General features: G+C 72.0%; 17 protein-coding genes and 5 pseudogenes. 16 read left to right on the forward strand and 6 right to left on the reverse strand.

The genetic code is table 11. The features are described 5' to 3' along the window. Positions 1–5 precede the first annotated feature (5 nt). The 5 genes from OG700_RS32795 to OG700_RS32815 all read left to right on the forward strand — a co-directional run bounded on the left by OG700_RS32795 (position 6) and on the right by OG700_RS32815 (position 7,554). Positions 6–1,244 (forward strand): ATP-binding protein, encoded by a 1,239-nt coding sequence (locus tag OG700_RS32795; RefSeq protein WP_405619956.1) that lies wholly within the window; start codon positions 6–8, stop codon positions 1,242–1,244. Between the two features lie 127 nt (positions 1,245–1,371). Further along, positions 1,372–2,502: a phenylalanine--tRNA ligase subunit alpha gene (pheS, locus tag OG700_RS32800; RefSeq protein ID WP_405619958.1), complete on the forward strand. Its 1,131-nt coding sequence runs from the start codon at positions 1,372–1,374 to the stop codon at positions 2,500–2,502. After that, a complete protein-coding gene (gene pheT / locus OG700_RS32805) occupies positions 2,502–5,051 on the forward strand; it encodes a phenylalanine--tRNA ligase subunit beta (protein WP_405619960.1) in 2,550 nt (849 codons plus the stop codon). The genes pheS and pheT overlap by 1 nt, the downstream gene beginning before the upstream one ends. A 577-nt stretch (positions 5,052–5,628) precedes the next feature. After that, positions 5,629–6,966: a transcriptional regulator gene (locus OG700_RS32810; protein WP_405619962.1), complete on the forward strand. Its 1,338-nt coding sequence runs from the start codon at positions 5,629–5,631 to the stop codon at positions 6,964–6,966. An 81-nt stretch (positions 6,967–7,047) separates the two neighbouring features. Next, the gene (locus OG700_RS32815) at positions 7,048–7,554 is read left to right on the forward strand and encodes an NUDIX hydrolase (RefSeq protein ID WP_405619964.1); all 507 of its coding nucleotides are present in this window, start codon (positions 7,048–7,050) and stop codon (positions 7,552–7,554) included. Positions 7,555–7,583: 29 nt separating this feature from the next. Here the strand turns inward: OG700_RS32815 and OG700_RS32820 are convergent, their stop codons facing one another. Further along, positions 7,584–8,444: a 3-hydroxybutyryl-CoA dehydrogenase gene (locus OG700_RS32820; RefSeq protein ID WP_405619966.1), complete on the reverse strand. Its 861-nt coding sequence runs from the start codon at positions 8,442–8,444 to the stop codon at positions 7,584–7,586. Between the two features lie 159 nt (positions 8,445–8,603). Here OG700_RS32820 and OG700_RS32825 point away from each other — a divergent pair, with 159 nt between their 5' ends. Beyond that, positions 8,604–9,881: a glycoside hydrolase family 10 protein gene (locus tag OG700_RS32825; RefSeq protein WP_405619968.1), complete on the forward strand. Its 1,278-nt coding sequence runs from the start codon at positions 8,604–8,606 to the stop codon at positions 9,879–9,881. Positions 9,882–9,954: 73 nt separating this feature from the next. Here OG700_RS32825 and OG700_RS32830 read toward each other — a convergent pair whose 3' ends face one another. Beyond that, on the reverse strand, positions 9,955–10,851 hold the full coding sequence (locus OG700_RS32830) for a DMT family transporter (RefSeq protein WP_405619970.1): 897 nt from the start codon (positions 10,849–10,851) through the stop codon (positions 9,955–9,957). Here OG700_RS32830 and OG700_RS32835 point away from each other — a divergent pair. From OG700_RS32835 to OG700_RS32850, 4 genes are all read left to right on the forward strand, one after another. Further along, the gene (locus tag OG700_RS32835) at positions 10,850–12,286 is read left to right on the forward strand and encodes a PLP-dependent aminotransferase family protein (RefSeq protein ID WP_405619971.1); all 1,437 of its coding nucleotides are present in this window, start codon (positions 10,850–10,852) and stop codon (positions 12,284–12,286) included. The genes OG700_RS32830 and OG700_RS32835 overlap by 2 nt on opposite strands. A 126-nt stretch (positions 12,287–12,412) precedes the next feature. After that, positions 12,413–12,856: a GNAT family N-acetyltransferase gene (locus OG700_RS32840; protein WP_405619973.1), complete on the forward strand. Its 444-nt coding sequence runs from the start codon at positions 12,413–12,415 to the stop codon at positions 12,854–12,856. 31 nt (positions 12,857–12,887) lie between these two features. After that, positions 12,888–13,466 carry a histidine phosphatase family protein gene (locus OG700_RS32845; RefSeq protein ID WP_405619975.1) on the forward strand — a complete coding sequence of 193 codons (579 nt, stop codon included), beginning with the start codon at positions 12,888–12,890 and terminating at the stop codon, positions 13,464–13,466. Between the two features lie 73 nt (positions 13,467–13,539). Continuing rightward, complete coding sequence (locus OG700_RS32850; protein ID WP_405619977.1) at positions 13,540–14,205, forward strand: ATP-binding protein; 666 nt, start codon at positions 13,540–13,542, stop codon at positions 14,203–14,205. On the opposite strand, the pseudogene OG700_RS32855 reads toward OG700_RS32850, so the two are convergent. Then, positions 14,199–14,872: pseudogene (locus OG700_RS32855) on the reverse strand (RNA polymerase sigma factor); the annotation flags it as partial. The gene OG700_RS32850 and the pseudogene OG700_RS32855 sit on opposite strands and share 7 nt — an antisense overlap. A gap of 237 nt (positions 14,873–15,109) precedes the next feature. Between OG700_RS32855 and OG700_RS32860 the strand changes: the two are divergent. Beyond that, entirely contained in the window at positions 15,110–15,757 is a 648-nt protein-coding gene (locus tag OG700_RS32860) for an HD domain-containing protein (protein WP_405622159.1), read from the forward strand. Then, the gene (locus tag OG700_RS32865; RefSeq protein WP_405619979.1) at positions 15,754–16,797 is read left to right on the forward strand and encodes a GlxA family transcriptional regulator; all 1,044 of its coding nucleotides are present in this window, start codon (positions 15,754–15,756) and stop codon (positions 16,795–16,797) included. Before OG700_RS32860 ends, OG700_RS32865 begins: the two co-directional genes overlap by 4 nt. A gap of 108 nt (positions 16,798–16,905) precedes the next feature. On the opposite strand, the pseudogene OG700_RS32870 reads toward OG700_RS32865, so the two are convergent. Both OG700_RS32870 and OG700_RS32875 read right to left on the reverse strand, forming a co-directional pair. Then, positions 16,906–17,205, reverse strand: a pseudogene (locus tag OG700_RS32870) (TetR/AcrR family transcriptional regulator C-terminal domain-containing protein); the annotation flags it as partial. A 134-nt stretch (positions 17,206–17,339) separates the two neighbouring features. Then, the gene (locus tag OG700_RS32875; RefSeq protein WP_405619981.1) at positions 17,340–18,722 is read right to left on the reverse strand and encodes a hypothetical protein; all 1,383 of its coding nucleotides are present in this window, start codon (positions 18,720–18,722) and stop codon (positions 17,340–17,342) included. A 148-nt stretch (positions 18,723–18,870) separates the two neighbouring features. On the opposite strand from OG700_RS32875, the pseudogene OG700_RS32880 reads away from it, so the two are divergent. The 3 pseudogenes from OG700_RS32880 to OG700_RS32890 form a co-directional block, all read left to right on the forward strand. After that, positions 18,871–19,200 (forward strand): annotated as a pseudogene (locus OG700_RS32880) (transposase); the annotation flags it as partial. A 2-nt stretch (positions 19,201–19,202) separates the two neighbouring features. Continuing rightward, positions 19,203–19,638 (forward strand): annotated as a pseudogene (locus OG700_RS32885) (FAD-dependent oxidoreductase); the annotation flags it as partial. A gap of 1 nt (position 19,639) precedes the next feature. Beyond that, positions 19,640–19,831: pseudogene (locus tag OG700_RS32890) on the forward strand (dihydrofolate reductase family protein); the annotation flags it as partial. Positions 19,832–20,141: 310 nt separating this feature from the next. On the opposite strand, the gene OG700_RS32895 reads toward OG700_RS32890, so the two are convergent. Beyond that, entirely contained in the window at positions 20,142–20,405 is a 264-nt protein-coding gene (locus OG700_RS32895; RefSeq protein ID WP_405619983.1) for a DUF2199 domain-containing protein, read from the reverse strand. 113 nt (positions 20,406–20,518) lie between these two features. On the opposite strand from OG700_RS32895, the gene argC reads away from it, so the two are divergent. Continuing rightward, a complete protein-coding gene (argC, locus tag OG700_RS32900) occupies positions 20,519–21,547 on the forward strand; it encodes an N-acetyl-gamma-glutamyl-phosphate reductase (RefSeq protein WP_405619985.1) in 1,029 nt (342 codons plus the stop codon). The last annotated feature ends 10 nt before the right edge of the window (positions 21,548–21,557 follow it).

The following is a 21,557-nucleotide window of genomic DNA, read 5'->3' on the forward strand; positions in this document are numbered from 1 at the left end:
CGGGCATGACGGTCGGGGCGAGCGGGTCGGCCATCACACGGGGACTCGTCAGGCCCGATCCCGGCGATCGCGTCGCCGGCGGACACGCGGACCTCGGTCAGGATCTGGGTCAGAATCTGGGTCAGGACCTCGGTCAGGACTTCGGGATCGATCCCGACGACCTCCCCGACGGTCTCGTCGTCGCCGACGAGACGGGCCGCGTGATCTGCTTCAACGCCGCCGCCGCCCGTATCACCGCCGTCGTCGCCGCCGAGGCCGTCGGCAGCCCGCTGGAGCGCGCGCTGCCCCTCGAAGACCTCGAAGGCCGCCGCTGGTGGGCGCTCACCGATCCGTACGGCGGTCTCCTCACCCGCGTCGGCCAGCCCGAGCGCAATCTGCTGCTGCCCGGCGGCCGTGAGGTCCTGGTCTCCGTCCGCTACGTGCGCGCGCACCCCCAGGGGCCCGTACGCAGGCTCGTCATCAGCATCCGCGGCACCGAGGCCCGCCGCCGTACCGAGCGCAGCCATGCCGAGCTGATCGCCACGGTCGCCCACGAACTGCGCTCCCCGCTCACCTCGGTGAAGGGTTTCACCGCGACGCTGCTCGCCAAGTGGGAACGCTTCACCGACGACCAGAAGCGGCTCATGCTGGAGACCGTCGACGCCGACGCCAACCGCGTCACGAGGCTGATCGCCGAGCTGCTCGACATCTCCCGGATCGACTCCGGACGCCTTGAGGTGCGCCGCCAGCCGGTCGACATCGGCACCGCCGTCGGCCGGCACATCCAGTCGATCACCGCGTCCGGGCAGTCCCCGGACCGTTTCCTCGTACGGATCCAGCAGCCGCTGCCCGCGCTGTGGGCCGATCCCGACAAGATCGACCAGATACTCGGCAACCTGCTGGAAAACGCGGTGCGCCACGGCGCGGGAACCGTCACCATCGAGGTGGCGCCCGCGCAGGTCAAGCATGTGGAGTACGCGCACGCGGAACACGCCAACGCGGAGCACACCCATGCCGACGGCGGCGCGAAAGGAACGGCGGTCACCGTGAGCGACGAAGGCGCCGGTATCCCCGAGGAGTCGATGGGCCGTGTCTTCACCCGCTTCTGGCGGGGGAGCAAGCGCGGTGGGACCGGCCTCGGGCTGTACATCGTCAAGGGCATCGTCGAGGCGCACGGCGGGACGATCACCGTCGGCCGCGGACCCGGCGGCGGTGCCCAGTTCCGATTTATCCTGCCCGTCGGCGCCCCGGCCTACCTGACCTAGGACAGGCCCCGGCAGCCCACGGGCTTCCGCACTCCGTACGGCCTTTAGACTCGACCCTTGGCACCTTTGCGTCCTCGGCCATCGAGCGGGGTCGTTTTCGCCCAGCTAACCGGAAGTACGGGAAGAGATGTCGGCACCCAACAAGTCGTACGACCCAGTCGAGGTCGAGGCGCTGAAACCGGAAGAGATCGAGCGCATGCGGGACGAGGCGCTCGCCGCCTTCGCCGCCGCGGGCGACCTCGACGCGCTCGCTCACGCGAAGACCGCGCACGCCGGAGGCACCTCACCGCTGTCGCTCGCCAACCGCGAGATCGGCGCGCTGCCGCCGCAGGCCAAGGCCGAGGCGGGCAAGCGCGTGGGCCAGGCCCGCGGCGCCGTGAACAAGGCGTTCGCCGCCCGGCAGGTGGAGCTGGAGGCCGAGCGTGACACGCGGGTGCTGGTCGAGGAGGCGGTGGACGTCACCCTGCCTTACGACCGTGTCCCGCCCGGCGCCCGGCACCCGCTCACCACCCTGATGGAGCGCGTCGCCGACATCTTCACGGCCATGGGCTACGCGGTGGCGGACGGCCCCGAGGTGGAGGCGGAGTGGTTCAACTTCGACGCCCTGAACTTCGTGCCCGACCACCCGGCCCGCCAGATGCAGGACACGTTCTTCGTCCAGGGCCCGGACGGCACGTCCGGTGACGAGTCCGGAGTCGTGCTGCGTACGCACACCTCGCCGGTCCAGGCGCGCGCCCTGCTCGACCGTGAGCCGCCCGTCTATGTCATCTGTCCGGGGCGCGTCTACCGCACGGACGAGCTGGACGCCACCCACACCCCGGTCTTCCACCAGGTCGAACTGCTCGCCGTGGACGAGGGCCTGACCATGGCCGACCTCAAAGGCACCCTCGATCACATGGTCCAGGAGCTGTTCGGAGGTGAGGGCATGAAGACCCGGCTGCGGCCGAACTTCTTCCCCTTCACCGAGCCGTCCGCCGAGATGGACATGGTCTGTTACGTGTGCCGGGGTGAGTCCGTCGGCAACCCGGACCGGCCCTGCCGCACCTGCGGCAGCGAGGGCTGGATCGAGCTGGGCGGCTGCGGCATGGTCAACCCGAAGGTGCTCGTCGCCTGCGGTGTGGACCCCCTGAAGTACAGCGGATTCGCCTTCGGGTTCGGCATCGAGCGGATGCTGATGTTCCGTCACAACGTCGAGGACATGCGAGACATGGTCGAGGGTGACGTCCGGTTCACCCGGCCGTTCGGGATGGAGATCTGATGCGCGTCCCGCTTTCCTGGCTGCGTGAGTATGTCGACCTGCCGGCCACCGAGACCGGCCGCGATGTGCAGGCCAGGCTCGTCCCCGCCGGTCTTGAGGTCGAGACGGTCGAACAGCTCGGCGCCGGCCTCAAGGGCCCCCTCGTCGTCGGCAAGGTTCTCACCGTCGAGGAGCTGACCGAGTTCAAGAAGCCGATCCGCTTCTGCACGCTCGACGTCGGCGACGCCAACGGCACCGGCGAGCCGCAGGAAGTCATCTGCGGCGCGCGGAACTTCGCCGTCGGCGACAAGGTCGTCGTGGTCCTGCCCGGCGCCGTCCTGGCCGGCGGCTTCGAGATCTCCGCCCGCAAGACGTACGGCCGGACCTCGCACGGCATGATCTGCTCCAGCGGCGAGCTGGGCATGGGCGACGACGGCAGCGGCGGCATCATCGTCCTGCCGCCGGAGTACGAGGTCGGCACCGACGCCGTCGAACTGCTCCAGCTCGTCGACGAAGTCCTCGACATCGCCGTCACCCCCGACCGCGGCTACTGCCTGTCGATGCGCGGTATCGCCCGCGAGACCGCCATCGCCTACGGGCTGTCGCTGCGCGACCCGGCGCTGCTGGACGTGCCCGCGCCCAACTCGTACGGCCACCGAGTGGAGATCGCCGACCCGGTGGGCTGCGACGCGTTCACCGCGCGTACGGTCACCGGGCTCGACCCCGAGGCGCGCTCCCCGATCTGGCTCAAGCGCCGGCTCCAGAAGGCCGGGATGCGGCCCATCTCGCTGGCCGTCGACATCACCAACTACGTGATGCTGGAGATCGGCCAGCCGCTGCACGCGTACGACCGCAAGCGGGTGGACGGGGCGATCGGTGTCCGGCGTGCCGAGCAGGGCGAGGAGCTGACCACGCTCGACGGCGTCAAGCGCGTCCTGGACGCGGCCGACCTCGTCATCACCGACGACCGGGGGCCGATCGGTCTCGCCGGTGTGATGGGCGGCGCCGACACCGAGATCGCCGACGGCGAGATCGTGGCGAGCCCGCTGTCCTCGTCCGCCGCCGAGCGCGCGGCGCGCGGCACCACCGAAGTCGTCATCGAGGCGGCGCACTTCGACCCGATCTCCATCGCCCGCACGGCGCGCAGGCACAAGCTGCCCTCCGAGGCGTCCAAGCGCTTCGAGCGCGGTGTCGACCCGCACGCCGCGCCCGCCGCGGCGCAGCGGACCGTCGATCTGCTGGTGCTGCTCGCGGGCGGCTCGGCGGAGGCCGGCGTCACCGAGGTGGTGGCCCCGGCCGGGCCGCACACCATCACGATGGCCGCCGACCACCCCGACAAGGTGGCGGGTCTCGGGTACGGCAGGGAGACCGTCGTGCGCCGCCTCCAGCAGGTCGGCTGCGACGTGCGCGGACAGGACGAGCTGATCGTCACCGTCCCGAGCTGGCGCCCCGACCTGCGCGAGATCAACGACCTCGCCGAAGAGGTCATTCGCCTGGAGGGGTACGAGAACCTGCCCTCCACGCTGCCCCGGCCCCCGGCCGGACGCGGGCTCACCGAGCGGCAGCGGCTGCACCGCAGGGTCGGCCGCGCGCTGGCCGGCGCGGGCTATGTCGAGACGCTGAACTACCCGTTCATCGGTGCGGCGCAGCTCGACCAGCTCGGGCTGCCCGCCGACGACGACCGGCGCCGTACGGTCACGCTCGTCAACCCGCTCGCCGACACCGAGCCCGCGATGCGCACGACGCTGCTGCCCGGTCTCTTCGGCGCGCTGCGCCGCAACGACGGCCGTGGCTCGCACGATCTGGCGCTGTACGAGAGCGGCCTGGTCTTCCGGCCCACGGGCCAGGAGCGGGTGCCGGTCCGGCTGCCCGTCGACCGGCGGCCCACGGACGAGCAGATCGCCGCGCTCGACGCCGCGCTGCCCCGGCAGCCGCGCCGTGTCGCCGCCGTCCTCGCCGGTGCGCGCGAGCGGGCCGGCTGGTGGGGCGCGGGCCGTCCCACCGACTGGGCGGACGCGGTCGAGGCGGCCCGTACGGTCGCCGCCGAGGCGGGCGTCGAGCTGACGGTGGAGGCCGATCAGCACGCGCCGTGGCACCCGGGCCGCTGCGCGGCGCTGTACGCCACGGTGGACGGCGACCGGACCCTCGTCGGCCACGCCGGTGAGCTGCACCCGCGCGTCATCAAGGCGTACGGCCTGCCGGAGCGCGCCTGCGCCATGGAGATCGAGCTGGATCTCGTGGAGCGGGCGGGCACCGGCGCGCTGCGGGCGCCGCGGATCTCGACCTTCCCGGTCGCCACCCAGGACGTGGCGCTGGTGGTCGCCGAGGACGTGCCGGCCGCCGACGTGGAGCGGGCGCTGAGTGAGGGCGCCGGTGAACTGCTCGAATCGGTGAGGCTGTTCGACGTGTTCACCGGTGAGCAGCTGGGCGGGGGGCGCAAGTCCCTGGCGTACGCGCTGCGGTTCCGCGCCGCCGACCGGACCCTGACCGTCGACGAGGCGTCCGCCGCACGCGACGCCGCAGTGGCGCTGGCCGCCGAGCGCACCGGGGCGGTGCTGCGCGGGGCGTGAGCCGCGTGCGGCTGAGCGCACGGGACCGAGGGGCGTCGCCGGCTTCAGGGCCGGTGACGCCCCTCTGCCGTGTCCGACACGTAGCGTGCTCTGCCTGCCGCTGAGCGGCTGATGACACGTCGGTGCCTGGGGCCGTGAGCCCGGCACGGTCGGCAGGACACCCCCTGGGCGCGGCAGGGCGTACAGCGGACCGGTGCGGGCGGGCGGGTCGTGCCAATCGCCGCGTCCGAGGGCGGGACCCGCGCGGATACGGCGCAGGCCGGGGGGACGAACACTGCGCCGTGGATCCGCCTCGCGACCTCCTGTTCGCCGCTGCCGGCATCGGTTGTCGGCCGTGCGCCGTCCGTCCCGCCCGCGGAGTGTCGGGCAGGTGGGCGGAACGGACGACGCGGTGTGGGCCGCCGTACCGCACGAGGGGGAGTGCGACGGCCCGGCCGCTCCTTGCGAGACCACCCAGTCAACCGGCCCGGCGCCCGGCCCGGCAGGGTGCACAACGGACCGATCCGGGCATTAGGTTCACACCCCGTGCGATGTCCCGCTCCACTACGCTGAGGTCGCCGAGCTTCCGGAGGGGCACATGCAGCCCAACACCCTGCTGGATTCGCTGATCGACGAGGCGGGCATGTCCCATGCCGGGTTCGCCGCCCGGGTCAACAGGGCCGGCCGGTCGCGCGGACTCGGGCTGCGGTACGAACACACCTCTGTGCTGCGGTGGTTGAGGGGCCAGCGACCGCGTGGCCCGGTGCCCGAGCTGATCTGCCAGGTGCTGGGCGACCGGCTGGGTCGCACCCTCACGCTGGACGACATCGGCCTCGGCGCGACCCCAGGGTCGCCGGGCCGCGATGTCACGCTCTCGGTCTACGTGGAGCGTGCCACCGCGCTGTGGCGCTCCGACCAGCAGCGGCGGGGCCATGTCGTGGCGGCGCCCGCCGTGACCGGCACGCACGCGGTGATGCCGGTCTGGGAGTGGGAGAACCCGCCGGGGGACGCGGACGTCTCACGCGGCGGCCACCACCGTGTCGGCCCGGCGGACGTCGAACTGCTGCGGACGGCCAGGACGCACTACGAGCTGATGTACCGCAGAGCGGGCGGTCTCGCCACCCACGCCAGGGTTGTGGGCTTCCTCAGCGCCCAGACGGCGCCCCTGCTGCGCGGCGGCTACAGCGACCCGATGGGCCGCCAACTGCACCGTGCCACGGGCGGGTTGGTGGCGGTGGCCGGTATCTGTGCGTACGACTCCGATGCCCAGGGGCTCGCCCAGCGCTACTTCCACCAGGCGCTTCGGCTGGCAAAGGCCAGTGGGGACACCGGACTTGGCGCGTACGCCATCGCGCTGCTCGTCAACCAGTCGCTGTTCATGGGGGAGTACCGGCAGGCGGTGGCCTTCGCCGAGGCGGCGCTGCGCACGGCGGGCCGGGCGATCACCCCGGCGCTGGCCGCCGATCTGTACGCGATGCAGGCCAAGTCGTACGCCCTGCTCGGGGACGGGAGCGGCGCGCGGGCGTGCATCGGACGGGCGGAGGCGGCGGCGGGCCGGATCAGGCCGGGCCAGGAGCCGGACGAGACGGGCTATGTGGAGCCCGGCCTGGTCAGTGTGCGGGTGGCCGAGGCGCTGCTCGGGCTCGGTGACCTGACGGCCGCGCGGACGTACGCCGCCGAGGCGGTGGGCGCCCCGGCGCACGACCGGGGGCGGGTGCACCGGCTCGCGATGCTCAGCCAGATCGAGCTGCGTCAGGGCGAGCCGGACCGGGCGGCCCGTACCGCGCGGGAGATGGCGGAGCGGGCCCGGGGAATGGAGTCCCTGCGGCTCAGGGACCGGATGACCGTGGTGCGGCTGGGGCTGCTGGAGAGCGGCTGTGCGGACGCGACGGAAGTGGCCGGATTCATCGCGCGGGCCCTGCGCGTTCCCCTGTGAGGAGGCGCTTGCTGCCATATTGCCAACTCCCAATCGGAAGGTGGCAAAACCGTGCAGTGGGCGAACTTAGGCGAACAGACCATGTATGAGAATCGCTGGTTCCAGGTGAATCTGGCGGACGTCCGACTCCCCGACGGCCGGCATCTGGACCACTACCTCATCCGGCTCCGCCCGGTGGCCGTGGCGACGGCGGTCAACGAGGCCAACGAGGTGCTGCTGCTGTGGCGGCACCGCTTCATCACCGACAGCTGGGGCTGGGAACTCGCCGCGGGCGTCGTCGAGGACGGCGAGTGTGTCGAGAACGCGGCGGCGCGGGAGATGGAGGAGGAGACCGGCTGGCGCCCCGGCCGCCTCCGGCATCTGCTCACCGTCGAGCCGTCCAACGGACTGACCGACTCCCGGCACCACCTCTACTGGTCGGAGACGGCCAGCTACACCGGCCACCCCGAGGACGACTTCGAGTCCTCGCGCCGCGAGTGGATACCGCTCAAGCTCGTCCCCGACATGATCGCGCGGGGCGAGGTGCCGGCCGCCAACATGGCGGCCGGTCTGCTGATGCTCCATCACCTGCGCCTGGGCGGCGGGTAGTCGCCGATGCCGTACGCCCTGTCCGGGGGTCAGCCGTACGGGTAGAAGCCCGAGCCCGTCTTACGGCCGAGGCGCCCCGCGTCCACCATGCGCTGGAGCAACGGGGGAGCGGCGTACAGCGGCTCCTTGTACTCCGCGTACATCGAATCGGCGACCGAGGCCACCGTGTCCAGGCCGATCAGATCGGCGAGTTTGAGCGGGCCCATGGGGTGGGCGCAGCCCATCTCCATGCCGTTGTCGATGTCCTCACGGCTCGCGATGCCGGACTCGAACATCCGGATCGCCGAGAGCAGATACGGAATGAGCAGGGCGTTCACCACGAAACCGGACCGGTCCTGGGCGCGGATCGCGTGCTTGCCCAGCACGTCCTGGACGACGGCCTCGGCGCGCTTGACCGTCTCCTCGGACGTGGTCAGTGCCGGGATCAGCTCGACCAGCTGCTGGACCGGTGCCGGGTTGAAGAAGTGGATGCCGATGACCTGGTCGGGACGGGACGTCGCGACGGCCAGCTTCACCAGCGGAATGGAGGAGGTGTTGGAGGACAGGATCGCGTCGGGGCGTGTCACGACCTGATCGAGAACCTGGAAGATCTCCGTCTTGACCTGCTCGTTCTCGACGACCGCCTCGATCACCAGATCGCGGTCGGCGAACTCGCCGAGGTCGGTGGTGAAGTTGAGCCTGCCGAGCGTCGCGTCGCGCTCCTCCTCGGAGATCTTGCCGCGTTCGGCGGCCTTCGAGAGGGAGTTGTAGAGGCGGGTACGCCCTATCTCCAGGGCCTCGCCGGTGGTCTCGGCGACCATCACTTCGAGGCCGCTGCGGGCGCACACCTCCGCGATGCCCGCACCCATCTGGCCGCAGCCCACCACTCCGACGCGTTCGATGTCGGTCACACCGTGCCTTTCGCTGGTCCCTGTTCCGCGGGCCTCCGGGTGATTCCGGCGCCCGCTTCGGCCCCCGACGTTACTCCGCGCAGGTGTGTGCAGGACGGGCCGGGGCGGGCATGCTGTGCGGCAACGTTCAGTCCGAGATCACCGACGAGGGGTCAGTAAATGCGGCAAATCGGTAGAAGAGGGTTCGTGGCGGTCACGGCGGGCGCGCTCACGGCACTGGCGACAGCGGGCGACGCCGTCGCCACCACCGGAGCGGCGGCGGGCGCGGAGGGCGCCGCCGGGTCCGGTGGCCGGCACAGCGCGCGCAGTGAACTGCGCGGGATGTGGCTCGCCACGGTCGTCAACCGCGACTGGCCGTCGAAGCCCGGACTGCCCGTCGCCCAACAGCGCGCGGAGCTGCTGAAGTTCCTGGACACCGCGGTCGACCGGAAGCTGAACGCGGTCATCTTCCAGGTCCGGCCGACCGCCGACGCGCTGTGGCCCTCGCCGTTCGAGCCGTGGGCCGAGTGTCTGACCGGCGTACAGGGCAAGGACCCGGGCTGGGACCCGCTGGGCACGGCCGTGAAGGAGGCGCACAAGCGCGGTCTCGAACTGCACGCCTGGTTCAACCCGTACCGGGTGGCCAATCACACGGATCCCTCCCGGCTCATCCCGAGCCATCCGGCGCGCAAGCACCCGGAGTGGATCCTGCCGTACGGCGGAAAGCTGTACTACAACCCGGGCATCCCGGAGGTCAGGAAGTTCGTCCAGGACGCGATGCTCGACGCCGTACGGCGCTACGACATCGACGCCGTGCACTGGGACGACTACTTCTACCCGTACCCGGTCGCCGGTCAGGTCTTCGACGACGACGCGCAGTACGCGCGCTACGGCGCGGGCTTCCCGGACAAGGCCGCCTGGCGACGCGACAACACCGACCGGCTGGTGCGCGAGACGGGTGAGCGGATCAAGAAGATCAAGAAGCATGTCGCCTTCGGTATCAGCCCGTTCGGGGTGTGGCGCAACATCGCCACCGACCCGGCCGGCTCCGACACCAAGGCCGGTGTGCAGACCTACGACGACCTGTACGCCGACACCAAGAAGTGGGTCAAGAAGGGCTGGATCGACTACATCACCCCGCAGGTCTACTGGAACATCGGCTTCGCCGCCGCCGACTACGCGAAGCTCGTGCCCTGGTGGAGCGAGGTGGTCAAGGGCACGGACGTCGACCTCTACATCGGTGAGGCCCTCTACAAGGCGGGTGACCCCGCCCAGCCCGCGCCGTGGCAGGACGTGGCGGAGGTCTCCCGCCATCTGACCTTCGCGAAGCAGTACCGCGAAGTGCGCGGACACTGCTACTTCTCCGCGCTGGAGTGCGTGCACGACAAGAACGGGGCGTTCACGAAGGCGGTGGCCGACCACTACAAGTCGCGGGTACGCCCGCCGCGCCAGGGCTGACACCGGCCGCGGGCCTTACGTCCGCGAGCGCCGTACGGGCTCCATGGGCCCGTACGGCGCTCGCGGACACCCGCTACGCGCGGGCGCGCTGAGTGACCACGATGCACAGCAGTACGGCGACGGCCGCCAACGGCGCGGCCGTCGCCGGCCCCTCCCCGAGCAGCAGCACCGACCAGACCAGCGTCAGCAGCGGCTGGGCGAGCTGGAGCTGGCTGGCCTTCTCGATGCCGATCGCGGCCATGCCCCGGTACCAGACGTAGAGACCGAAGAAGGTCGACCCCGCCGCCACCCACACCAGGCCGGTCACGCCCTGGGCCGTCAGCCGTACCGGCTCGAAGGGCAGGGCGACGGCCGCGACCACCAGATTGAGCGGCAGGCACGCGACCAGCGCCCAGCCGATCACCTGCCAGCCCGGCATCAGCCGCGCCAGCCTGCCGCCCTCCGTGTAGCCGGCCGCGCACACCAGCAGCGCGCCGAACAGATACAGATCGCCCGTCGAGACGGCCCCGCCGCTCTGCTGGAGGGTGAAGACGATCACCACGGCCGCGCCCGCGAGCGCCGCGCACCAGAACGTGACCGAAGGGCGCCTGCCGGTACGCAGCGCCGAGAACGCGGCGGTGCTCAGCGGCAACAGCCCCACCACGACGGCGGCGTGCGCCGTGGTCGACGTCTGGAGGGCCAGGGTCGTGAGCATCGGGAAGCCGAGGACCACACCGGCGGCCACCACGGCGACGGCGCCCCAGTGCCGCCGCTCCGGGACCGGTACGCGCACCGCCAGCAGGAAGCCGCCCGCGATCAGCGCGGCGAGCACGCTGCGGATCGCCACCAGGGACCAGGGGCCGAAACTCTCCAGCCCCCAGACCGTCGCGGGGAAGGTGAGCGAGAAGGCGAGGACACCCGCCGCGGCGAGGAGGGTGCCGCCGGTGACCGCTATCGGAGCCGGACGAGTAGCGCTATCCTGTGCTGTCATGCAAGAGCGTAGCAGTGTGGTTGAACTGGCGAATTCTCTCCGGGCGGAGCTCAACCGCTACTCACCAGGTGGAAAGCTGCCATCCAGCAGAGAACTGGTCGAGCGCCACCGGGTCTCTCCGGTGACCGTCTCCCGGGCGCTGGCCCGGCTCTGTGCCGAAGGGCTGGTCGTCACCCGCCCCGGCGCCGGATCCTTCCGCGCACCGGCCCGCCCCGGCACCCCGCGGGCCGGGGACACCTCCTGGCAGGAGGTCGCCCTCAGCGCCGACGCCACCACCGAACTCGTTCCGCGCAGCGTCGACTCCTCCGCCGTACTGATGACCCTTGCCGAGCCGCCGCCCGGAGTCATCGAATTCAACGGCGGCTATCTCCACTCCTCCCTCCAGCCCGAACAGGCCATGGCCGCCGCCCTGGCCCGCGCCGGCCGACGCCCCGGCGCCTGGAGCCGCCCGCCCACCGACGGACTGCCCGAACTCCGCGAATGGTTCGCCCGCGGCATCGGCGACACCTGGACGGCCGCCGACGTGCTCGTCACCTCCGGCGGCCAGAGCGCCCTGACCACCGCACTGCGCGCGCTCGCCCCGCCCGGCGCGCCCGTCCTCGTCGAATCACCCACCTATCCCGGCATGCTCGCCATCGCACGGGCCGCCGGACTGCGGCCCGTCCCCGTACCCGTCGACCCCGACGGCGTACGCCCCGAACTCCTCGCCCACGCCTTCCGGGCCACCGGCGCACGGGTGTTCGTCTGCCAGCCCCTCATCCAGAACCCCACCGGAGCGATCCTCTCCGCCGCGCGCCGGCCCGAGGTGCTGCGTATCGCCCGCGAGGCCGGAGCCTTCGTCGTGGAGGACGACTTCGTGCGCCGCCTCATCCACGAGGACGCGGGCCCGCTGCCCGGCCCCCTCGCCGCGGACGACCCCGACGGAGTCGTCGTCCATGTCTGCTCCCTCACCAAGGCGACCTCACCCAGCCTCCGGGTGGGGGTGCTGGCCGCCCGCGGCCCAGTGCTCGAACGGCTCCGCGCCATCCATGTCGTCGACTGCTTCTTCGTCGCCCGCCCCCTCCAGGAAGCCGCTCTCGAACTGGTCGGCTCCGCCGCCTGGAACCGTCATCTCCGCTTCACCTCAAGGGAGTTGAAGAACCGCAGGCAAGTCATGACGGCCGCCGTCCGCCGGGACCTCCCCGAACTGGCCCTTCCGCACATCCCGCCCGGCGGCTACCACCTGTGGCTGCGCCTGCCCGACGGCACCGACGAACAGGCCCTGGTCTCCGCCGCGCTGCGCGCGGGCGTCGCCGTCACCCCCGGCCGTCCCTATTTCTGCGCCGAACCCTCCGCCGGCCACCTGCGGTTGGGCTTCGCGGCCGTCGCGGGAGCGCAGGAGATCGCCGACGGCGTGCGGCGCCTGCGCACCGCCTGCGACGAGGTGTTGAGCTGACCGGCCTGCCCGAGTTGCCCGAGCTGACCGGCCTGTCCGAGCTGACTGACCTGTCCGAGTTGACCACATGAGCCGATCGTGGCATCCGCCACTGACAATCGGCCCGCCATTTGGCAACCTTCCGCCATGACCAAGATGCCGACCTTCGCCGCGTACGAGATTTCGACCGACCCCGCACGCCTCGACGCGGAACGGATCCACCGCTGGCTGTCCACGGACGCGTACTGGGCGCTCGGCCGCGCCCGCGACGTCCAGGACAGGGCGATCGCCGGATCACTCAACTTCGGCGTCTACGACGCCGCGTCGGGTGAACTGGTCGCCTACGCCCGCGTCGTGACCGACCACGCCACCTTCGCCTGGCTCTGCGACGTGTACGTCGACCCCGGCGCCCGTGGCAAGGGGCTCGGCACCGAACTGGTCGTCGCCGCACGCGACCACCTCGCTCCGCTGGGGCTGCGCCGCATGATGCTGGCCACGGAGGACGCCCACGGCGTCTACGCGAAGGTGGGGTTCAAGCCGCTCGAAAACCCCGGGATGTGGATGACTCTGGACCTTCAGCGCCCCTCTTGACCTGTGCGGCTTTCGGCCGCACCATCCCGGCATGAGTGTTCGGGTCACGTTGGTCGCCGCCGCGCGCAGCTCAGCCCCACTTGCCGAACGGTTCGACGACGACCGCCCCCTCGACCAGGCCGGCTGGCACGAAGTGCAGCTCGTCGCGCACGCGCTCGTGCCGCTGGCCGCCGCCGACCTGCGCTACTGCTCGCCCACCGCGCGCAGCCGCGCCACCGGGGAAGCCCTCGGCTACGCGCCCCTCGTCCAGCCGGCGCTCCGGGACTGCGACATGGGCCGCTGGCGTGGCCGTACGTTCGCGGACGTCGCAGCCCGTGAACCCGCCGCCGTGGACGCCTGGCTCGCCGACCCGCGCTCGGCCCCGCACGGCGGCGAGCCGCTGCTGGCGTTCATCTCCCGCATAGGCGGCTGGCTGGACACCCGCCCGGCCGACGACATCGGGGCCATCGTGGCCGTCGCCGAACCGGCGGTCATCAGGGCGGCGCTCGTCTACGCGCTGCACGCCCCCGCCCCGGCCTTCTGGAACGTGGACGTCCGCCCGCTCTCCACGGTCACCCTCATGGGCGGCCCCGGCCGCTGGAGCCTTTGCCTCGACGCCCGCGCGTCGTGACGGTGGCGCATACCACCCCGTGACCCTCCTGACCCGTCGTGACCCATCGTGACCCGCGTGCGAGACTGCCGGGATGACCATGGCCACCGGACATCTGATCGCAGTCGTCGGCAGCAGCCCCGGAGTCGGCAAGTCGACCCTCTGCCGCGCCCTCGCCCGCCGGGCTGCCGAATCGGGCGCCACGGTGGACCACTTCGAGGAGGCGGACATCCTCAGCCGCCCGTCCTTCCGCCCCGTCGCCGAGGAGTTCGCCGACGGAAGCGGCAGCGTGCGGCCCGGCACGCTGGTGGAGTCCACCCGCGAATACGTGGCGAAGGCGCGCGCCGAAGGCGTGGACGTCCTGATCACCGACGCGCTGCTGCCCTTCATCCCCTCACTGGTCGCCTGGGGCCACGAGGAGAGCGCGATCGCAGCCGTCCTGGCCGAGTTGGCGGACGCGGTCCGGCCGACCCGGGTGACCGTGGTCTATCTGCGGGACGACCCGGACACCGCTCTGCGGCGCGCCGTCGAGCGCGAAGGGCCGGACTGGGTGGACTGGTTCGTCACCAAACTCGGCGGCTCGCCCGGCTCCCGGTCGGTCAAGGATCTCGCGTCGGCGGCCGAACACCTTCGCCGGGAAGAGGAGTTGACGGTGCGCCTGCTGGCCCGGACGGACTGGCACGTGCTGAGCGTGGACATCGGTGGGCGCGACGCGCGGTGGACGGAGCAGTACGTACGGGAGAACCTGCCCGACCTGTGAGGGTTCGTCGGGCATGAGGCCGACCAGCAGCCGGCCGAGGCGGAGGGCCTCCGTACAGAGGTCGTCGCGTACGAGCCGGTCGCCCGAACCGGCCGTATAGCCCTCGTTGAAGATCAGATACACGACGGACATGACCGCGTCGAGCCGGTCGGGCAGATCGGCGTCGCGCGGGATCCGGTAGGGGATCCCGGCGTCGCGGATCTTGCCCTTGGCGCGTACGAGCCGCTGCGTCATGGTCGGTTCGGGCACCAGGAAGGCGCGGGCGATCTCGGCGGTGGTGAGCCCGCCCAGCAGCCGCAGGGTGAGGGCGACCCGGGCCGCGGGGGCGAGCGCGGGGTGGCAGCAGGTGAAGATTCAGCCGGAGCCTGTCGTCGCGCACGGGGCGGCCATCCCCGGCCGGTTCGTCGGGGGCGTACAGGAGCGCGGCCTGCGCGTACCGGTCCGCCCGGGAGGCTTCCCGGCGAAGCCGGTCGATCGCCCGGTGGCGCGCCGTGGTGATGATCCAGCCCGCCGGACTCGGCGGCACCCCGGTGACCGGCCACCGCAGGACCGCCGTGGTGAACGCGTCCTGGACCGCCTCCTCGGCGATGTCGATGTCGATGTCGCCGAAGACGCGGACCAGGACGGACACCGCCCGGCCGTACTCCGTACGGAAGACGCGCTCGATCGTGGACGGCCCGGTCTCGGACGGCCCGGTCTCGGATCGACACGCGGAGGAGATCCGGCACGAATTCTCTGGCTCCGTCCACCGTGCGGCGGTACGGATGTCCGTATCTGTGGGTCATACGGCCCTGTGGCCATGGCACACCGGCCCATGGCTCCGGAGACTGGAGGAGCCGCCGGAGAGACCGGCGAGTCACCGGCGGACACATCGGCCGGCGAACCGAAGGATCAGGTGATGAGGATGACCGACGACCTCTCCGCACCGGCGGGCGTGCCCGTACCGGACACGAAACTGGCACGGGCGGCGACCGAACTCGTACGGGACACCGTGAGCGAGCTGATCTACGACCACTCCCGCCGCGTCTACTTCTTCGGCAGCCTCCAGGGGCGCGACCGGGATCTCAGCTTCGACCCCGAACTCCTGTACATCGGGGCCATGTTCCACGATCTGGGCCTCGGCGAGCCCTTCCACGGCAGCGGGCGGCGCTTCGAGGTGGACAGCGCCGACGAGGCGCGCCGCTTCCTCCGGTCGCACCAGGTGCCGGAAGACAGCGTCCGGCGGGTGTGGACCGCCATCGCCCTGCACACGACCCCCGGCGTGCCCGAGTTCATGGAGCCGGAGGTGGCGCTGGTGACGGCGGGCGTCGAGTACGACGTGCTCGGCATCGGCTACCACGACATCGACGAGGCCGACCGTACCGCCGTCGTCGCGCTGCACCCGCGCCCCGGCTTCAAGCAGCGCATCCTCGGCGCGTTCACCGACGGCGTCCGGCACAAGCCGGAGACCACCTTCGGCAACGTCAAGGCCGACGTCCTCGCCCACTACGTGCCCGGCTTCGAGCGCGGCGACTTCGTGCGCACGATCCTGGACTCCCCGTGGCCCGAGTGACCGCTGCCGCACACGCCCCCGCACACGCCCCCGCACACGCCCCCGCACCCGCACACGCCCCCGCTGTCGTGGTGGTGGCCGTGGTCGCCTTCGACGGGGTGCAGCTTCTCGACGTCACGGGCCCGGCCGAGGTGTTCACCACGGCCAACATGTTCGGTGCCCGCTACGACGTCCGGATCGTCTCCCCGGACGGTGCGGACGTCCGTACGTCGTCGGGGCTGCGCGTCGGCGTGGACGGCGGGCCGCGGACGCTGCCCGCCCGGCCGCACACGCTCGTCGTGCCCGGCCGGAGCGACTGGCGGCGAGCGGTCGCCGACCGGCCGCTCATCGACCTCGTAGAGGACCTGCGGCGGCGCTCCCGGCGGATCACCTCGGTGTGCGCCGGCGCATTCGTCCTGGCGGAGACGGGCGCACTGGACGGGCGGCGCGCCGCGACACACTGGAGGCTGGCCGGGCAACTCGCCACGGCGTACCCACGGGTGCGCGTCGAGTCCGATCCGGTGTTCGTGAAGGACGGCGACGTCGTCACGTCCGCCGGTGTCACCGCCGGTATCGATCTCGCGCTCTCCCTGGTCGAGGACGACCACGGCGCCGGGGTGGCGCGCGACGTGGCCCGCGAACTGGTCGTCTTCATGGCCCGCCCCGGCGGGCAGTCGCAGTTCAGCGCGCGCCTGGCGCCGCACGAGGCGAAGCAGCCGGTGGTACGGCGGGTGCTGGACACCGTTGGCGCCGACCCCGCCGCCCCGCACAGCCTGGAGTCCCTGGCGGCCACCGCCGGGGTCAGCGCCCGCCACCTCAGCAGGCTCTTCCGGGGCGAGACCGGTACGACGCCCGGCCAGTATCTGGAATCCGTACGGCTGGAAGCCGCCCGGGCGCTCCTCGAATCGGGGGACGACACCGTGGACACGGTGGCAGAGGTGTCCGGCTTCGGCTCGTCCGAGACGATGCGACGCGTCTTCCAGCAGACCCTGGGCGTCGCCCCGACCGCCTACCGGGCCCGATTCCGTACCACATCGCCCGCCGCGTCCGTCAGCGGCTGAGTCGAGCCTCGATTCCGTCGAGAAGCGTCTCCAGACCGAGCGTGAACGAGCCGTCGAAGTCGCCGTCCGCGGGGCGGGCGTGCCGGCGGTGAGCCGGGGGCCTTCGAGCCCGGCGCAATCGAGTACGGAGTAGAGGTACTCAGCCCGCGCGAGGGAGTTGGGGCCGAGCAGCGGGCGCGTGGCCATCAGGGCGGGCAGCCGCGGGTGGCGCCGCATGGCGTCCCTGGCCCGGACGGGCTGTCGGGTGAGGGCGGCACGCCACGGGATGTCGTGGGGGAGCGCCGTGTCGTCCGGCTCGATCTCTCCCATGACCTCGTCGAGCGCGAGATCGAGTACGTCCTCCTTGCCGCCGACGTACTCGTTCAGCGACATCGCTCCGGCATTCAGACGGGCCGCCAGGCGGCGCATGGACAGACCCGCCACCCCCTCGGCGTCCAGCGACTCCACCGCCGCCCGGGCGATCCGGTCCCTGGACAGCCGTGGCCAGAGGCGGGCACTGATCGAGGTGGACCCGCACGGCGGCGCCGCGCCGCCCCGTGCCCTCAGCCAGGCACCCCCGCCCGGTCCAGGAGCGCCGTCATCTCCGCGACCGGAAGGGACGGGTTGGCGGCGGCCGCCGAACCCGCCCGCGGATCCTCCAGCAGTTCCACCAGTCGGCGCACCGGCAGTCGCGGGTCCCGGGCGGCTGTTGCCCGTACTTCCGGGGCGGGGTCGTGGCTCAGCCGTTCCACGAGTTCGGGTGTCGCGTCCGGGTCGCGTACGGCCAGTGCGCGGGCGCGCGGGTCCGGCGTACGCGCGAAACGGGCCGCGAGGCCCGCCGCGGGGAATCGCGGCTTGGCGGTCAGCATGGAGACCGCCCGGTGCGTGCCGTGCAGATACAGATCGAGCAGCAGTTCCGGCGGCGCCTCAGGGTGGAACTCGGCGAGCAGCAGCCGTACGGCGAAGTCCTCGTCGCCCGCGAGCAGTTGCACACAGTCCACGGGCAGTTCCGGGCATACGGCGGCGCTGCGCCGCAGCCAGGTGTGCGCGGACGTCGCGCACCGGCGCATGACCTCCGCGTCCTTGCGCGCGTCCCACACCCAGCGCAGGGTGTCCAGGCGGTCCTCGGGCCCGACCTCCCAGTCGATCGCGGCGCGTTCCTCCTCCGACAGTTCCGGGCGGGCGGAGACCGCGAGCCGCACCGCGGGCTGCTCGTGGTCGGCGAGCCGGGACGCGAGGTCGGCCGGGAAGGTGGGGTTGCGCGCGAGCAGTATGGGCATCTCCCCCGCGGCCAGCAGACGTTCGGCCACGGCCCGCCCGAGTCGGCCGTGCTCCACCACCCGCGCCAGCGTCCACTTGTCCGCGAGCGATTCGATCAGCTCGGTGGTGCGCTCCTCGTCGTCCCGCATGACCTGCAACGCCGCGGCCTGACGCACCGTCTGGTCCTCGTCGTCCAGGAGCGCGGCGCGTACGTCGTCGGTGAGCGCGTCCCAGACACGGCGGCAGGCCGCCACCCGGAACGGCGGGTGTGCGTGCCCGGCGAGCGGGACCAGGATGTGCTCCGGTACGCCCGGTGCGTTGAGGGTCTCGGACCAGACGATGCCACGCTCGTGGTTGAGCAGCCGCTCGTACGCCCAGTCCGGCAGAGGCGGCGCCTTCATCCGGTACACCGTCGGGCCACAGGCCACCGCGGCGGCGTCCGACGCCGGTCCGTCGAGCAGCCGCGCCCGCAGTTCGGGGTCGGCTGACGCGCTCGCGGCGAGCTTGTGACGCACCCGGCGGTCGGGATGGGTGAGCATGGCCTCGGCCACCTCTTCGGGCAGCGCCGCGCGCCACGAGAGCCGACTCATGATCCAGTCGTCGTTCAGCGCCAGCAGGCGCAGCAGTACGTCGGCGGGCGCCGCCGGATTGCCGGCCAGTCCGTCCATCGCGTGATGCGTCGTCATTGTCCCCGCCCCGTCCTGGGTCTTCCACCGTCGACGACCTTATGCCCGGCGGCATTCGGAGACGGCACCAGGCCGCACCAGGCCGCACCACGCCGGACCGGCCCGCCGGAACGCGGCACGCCGCACGGGGCCGGGAAATCCGGTGGAGGCCGCGGAGGCCCAGCACACCGGCCTGCCCGGCGAGAAGCTGGCCGCCTCCATGGTGGCCCGCCTCGCGAAGGGGGTGATGACCCTCGATGAGGAGATCGCCGAAACCGACGCCCTCATCGAGACCCGGTTTCGCGAGCACCCGCACGCCGAAGTGATCCTCAGCCTGCCCGGCATGGGCAAGCGGATGGGGTCCGTGTTCATCGCGGCCACCGGCGGCGACATGGACGCCTTCGGCAGCGCCGACCGCCTCGCCGGCTACGCCGGTCTGGCCCCAGCCCCCCGCGACTCCGGCCGCGTCAGCGGCAACCTCCGCCGACCACGCCGCTACGCGTCGATTTCGCGGACGGGCGGCGGGAGACGTTCGACCTCGTGATCGGTGCGGACGGCGCCTGGTCCCGGGTCCGCCCGGCGGTCTCGCCGGTGCCGCCGCACTACACCGGCGTCACCTTCGTCGAGACCTCCCTGGACGACGTCGACACCCGCCACCCCGACCTCGCCCGGCTGATCGGCGACGGGTTCGGTGGCTGTGTACGGCGTGAACCGAGCGCTCGTCGCCCAGCGCAACAGCGGCGGCCACGTCAAGGTGTACGCCCAGTTCCGCGCACCGCTGGACTGGGCCACGAGCGTGGACCTGGCCGACGCCGAGGCGGTGCGATCGAGTCTGCTGGCTCTGTTCGACGGCTGGGATCCTCCCGCCCTCGGCCTTCTCCGCCCCGGCACCACCTTCGTCCACCGCCCCCTCCACGTTCTGCCGGTGTCCCACACCCGTCGACGGCCCGAACCTCGCGGCCCAGGCAATCGCGGCCGGCCTCGTGGACGAGTACCACCTGTTCATCACCACGAGCGTGGTCGGCGGCGGCAAGCGGTTCTTGCCCGACGGCGTACGCCTCGAACTTGAGCTGGTCGAGGAACGTGCCTTCGACAGCGGACTGATCTACGCGCGCTACCGGACCCGCTGAGCCGCGCCGGTTGCTGACATCGCACCGGCTTCGGCTGTGCGGGCGCAGACGCGCATCGACCGGCGGCAGCGCGCTCGTATCAGGAGACCTGGGCCTGGCTGATCGTCCACTACGCCGGGGCGGCGTTGATCACCCGGGCGGCCGAGGCCACTGATGTCGACGCCGACCGGGACGGCGGGCCTTTCCCCTGAGGACCGGACGAGCGCGTTGCCGGCTGTGCACGGCGAGATCACCGTCAGGCTCAACCCACCCCGCCGGCACCGCGGCTGCCCCCGCGCGGTCAAACGCGCCCGCCACAGCAGCTACCAGGTCAAGAAACCCGGCCTCCGCCGACACCGCAGCCCGCCATACATGCCCACCCGCCGCGTCCCACCAGGGGCACAACGCTCACCGCGGCGCCCGCCGGCACCCGGCCACGCGCCTGGATCACGCACCGGTCCGACGAGAGCAGGCAGTCGTCGGCGTCGGTGAAGGTCGGATCCCAGACAGCTGGGGCCTCGGCCGTGTAGTTCATGGGCAGCTCAGGGTGGTGCGCGCCGCAGCACGAGCAGGCGAATCCGAGATCACTGGTCATGACGCGGAGCCTGGTGATCGGCTTCGGTGCAACCGGCGCGGGCACTGGCTCCCCTGTCATTGCATAAAGCTGCGAAGCTACGTATAGTCATGCCATCGACGAGGAGGGCTTCGATGGTAGTACGTGCAGCGGTGGCGGGAGCCAGTGGATACGCCGGTGGGGAACTGCTCCGGCTGCTCCTGGGGCACCCCGGCGTCGAGATCGGCGCCCTCACCGGGAACTCCAACGCCGGCCAGCGCCTCGGCGCCCTTCAGCCGCACCTCGGGCCGCTGGCCGACCGTGTTCTGGAGCCGACCACCCCCGATGTGCTCGCCGGGCACGACGTGGTCTTTCTCGCCCTGCCCCACGGACAGTCCGCCGCCGTCGCCGAGCGGCTCGGTGACGATGTGCTCGTCGTGGACATGGGCGCGGACTTCCGGCTGCGGGACGCCGCCGACTGGGAGGCGTTCTACGGCTCCGCCCACGCCGGCACCTGGCCCTACGGCCTGCCCGAACTGCCCGGCGCCCGCGCCGCGTTGGAGGGCTCCAGGCGGGTCGCGGTGCCCGGCTGTTATCCGACTGCCGTCTCGCTCGCCCTCTTCCCCGCGTACGGCGCGGGCCTGGTCGAGCCCGAAGCGGTGATCACCGCCGCCACCGGCACCTCCGGGGCGGGCAAGGCGGTCAAGCCGCATCTGCTCGGCTCCGAGGTCATGGGCTCGATGAGCCCGTACGGCGTCGGCGGTGGACACCGGCACACCCCCGAGATGATCCAGAACCTCAGCGCGGTGGCGGGGGAGCGTGTCGGCGTCTCCTTCACGCCCACCCTCGCGCCCATGTCGCGCGGCATCCTCGCCACCTGCTCGGCGAAGGCGAGGCCGGACGTCACCGCGGCGGACGTGCGCGACGCGTACGAGAAGGCGTTCGCCGACGAGCCGTATCTGCGGCTCCTGTCCGAGGGGCAGTGGCCGGCCACCGCGTCCGTGTACGGCTCCAACGCCGTACAGGTCCAGGTCGTCCTGGACGAGAACGCCCGGCGTGTCGTCGCGATCAGCGCCATCGACAACCTCACCAAGGGTACGGCCGGCGGCGCGGTCCAGAGCATGAACATCGCGCTCGGGCTGCCCGAGGAGACCGGCCTCCCGGCCACCGGCGTCGCACCGTGAACCGGCCCCC

This window comes from Streptomyces sp. NBC_01508 (assembly GCF_045040315.1).
Lineage (GTDB): Bacteria > Actinomycetota > Actinomycetes > Streptomycetales > Streptomycetaceae > Streptomyces.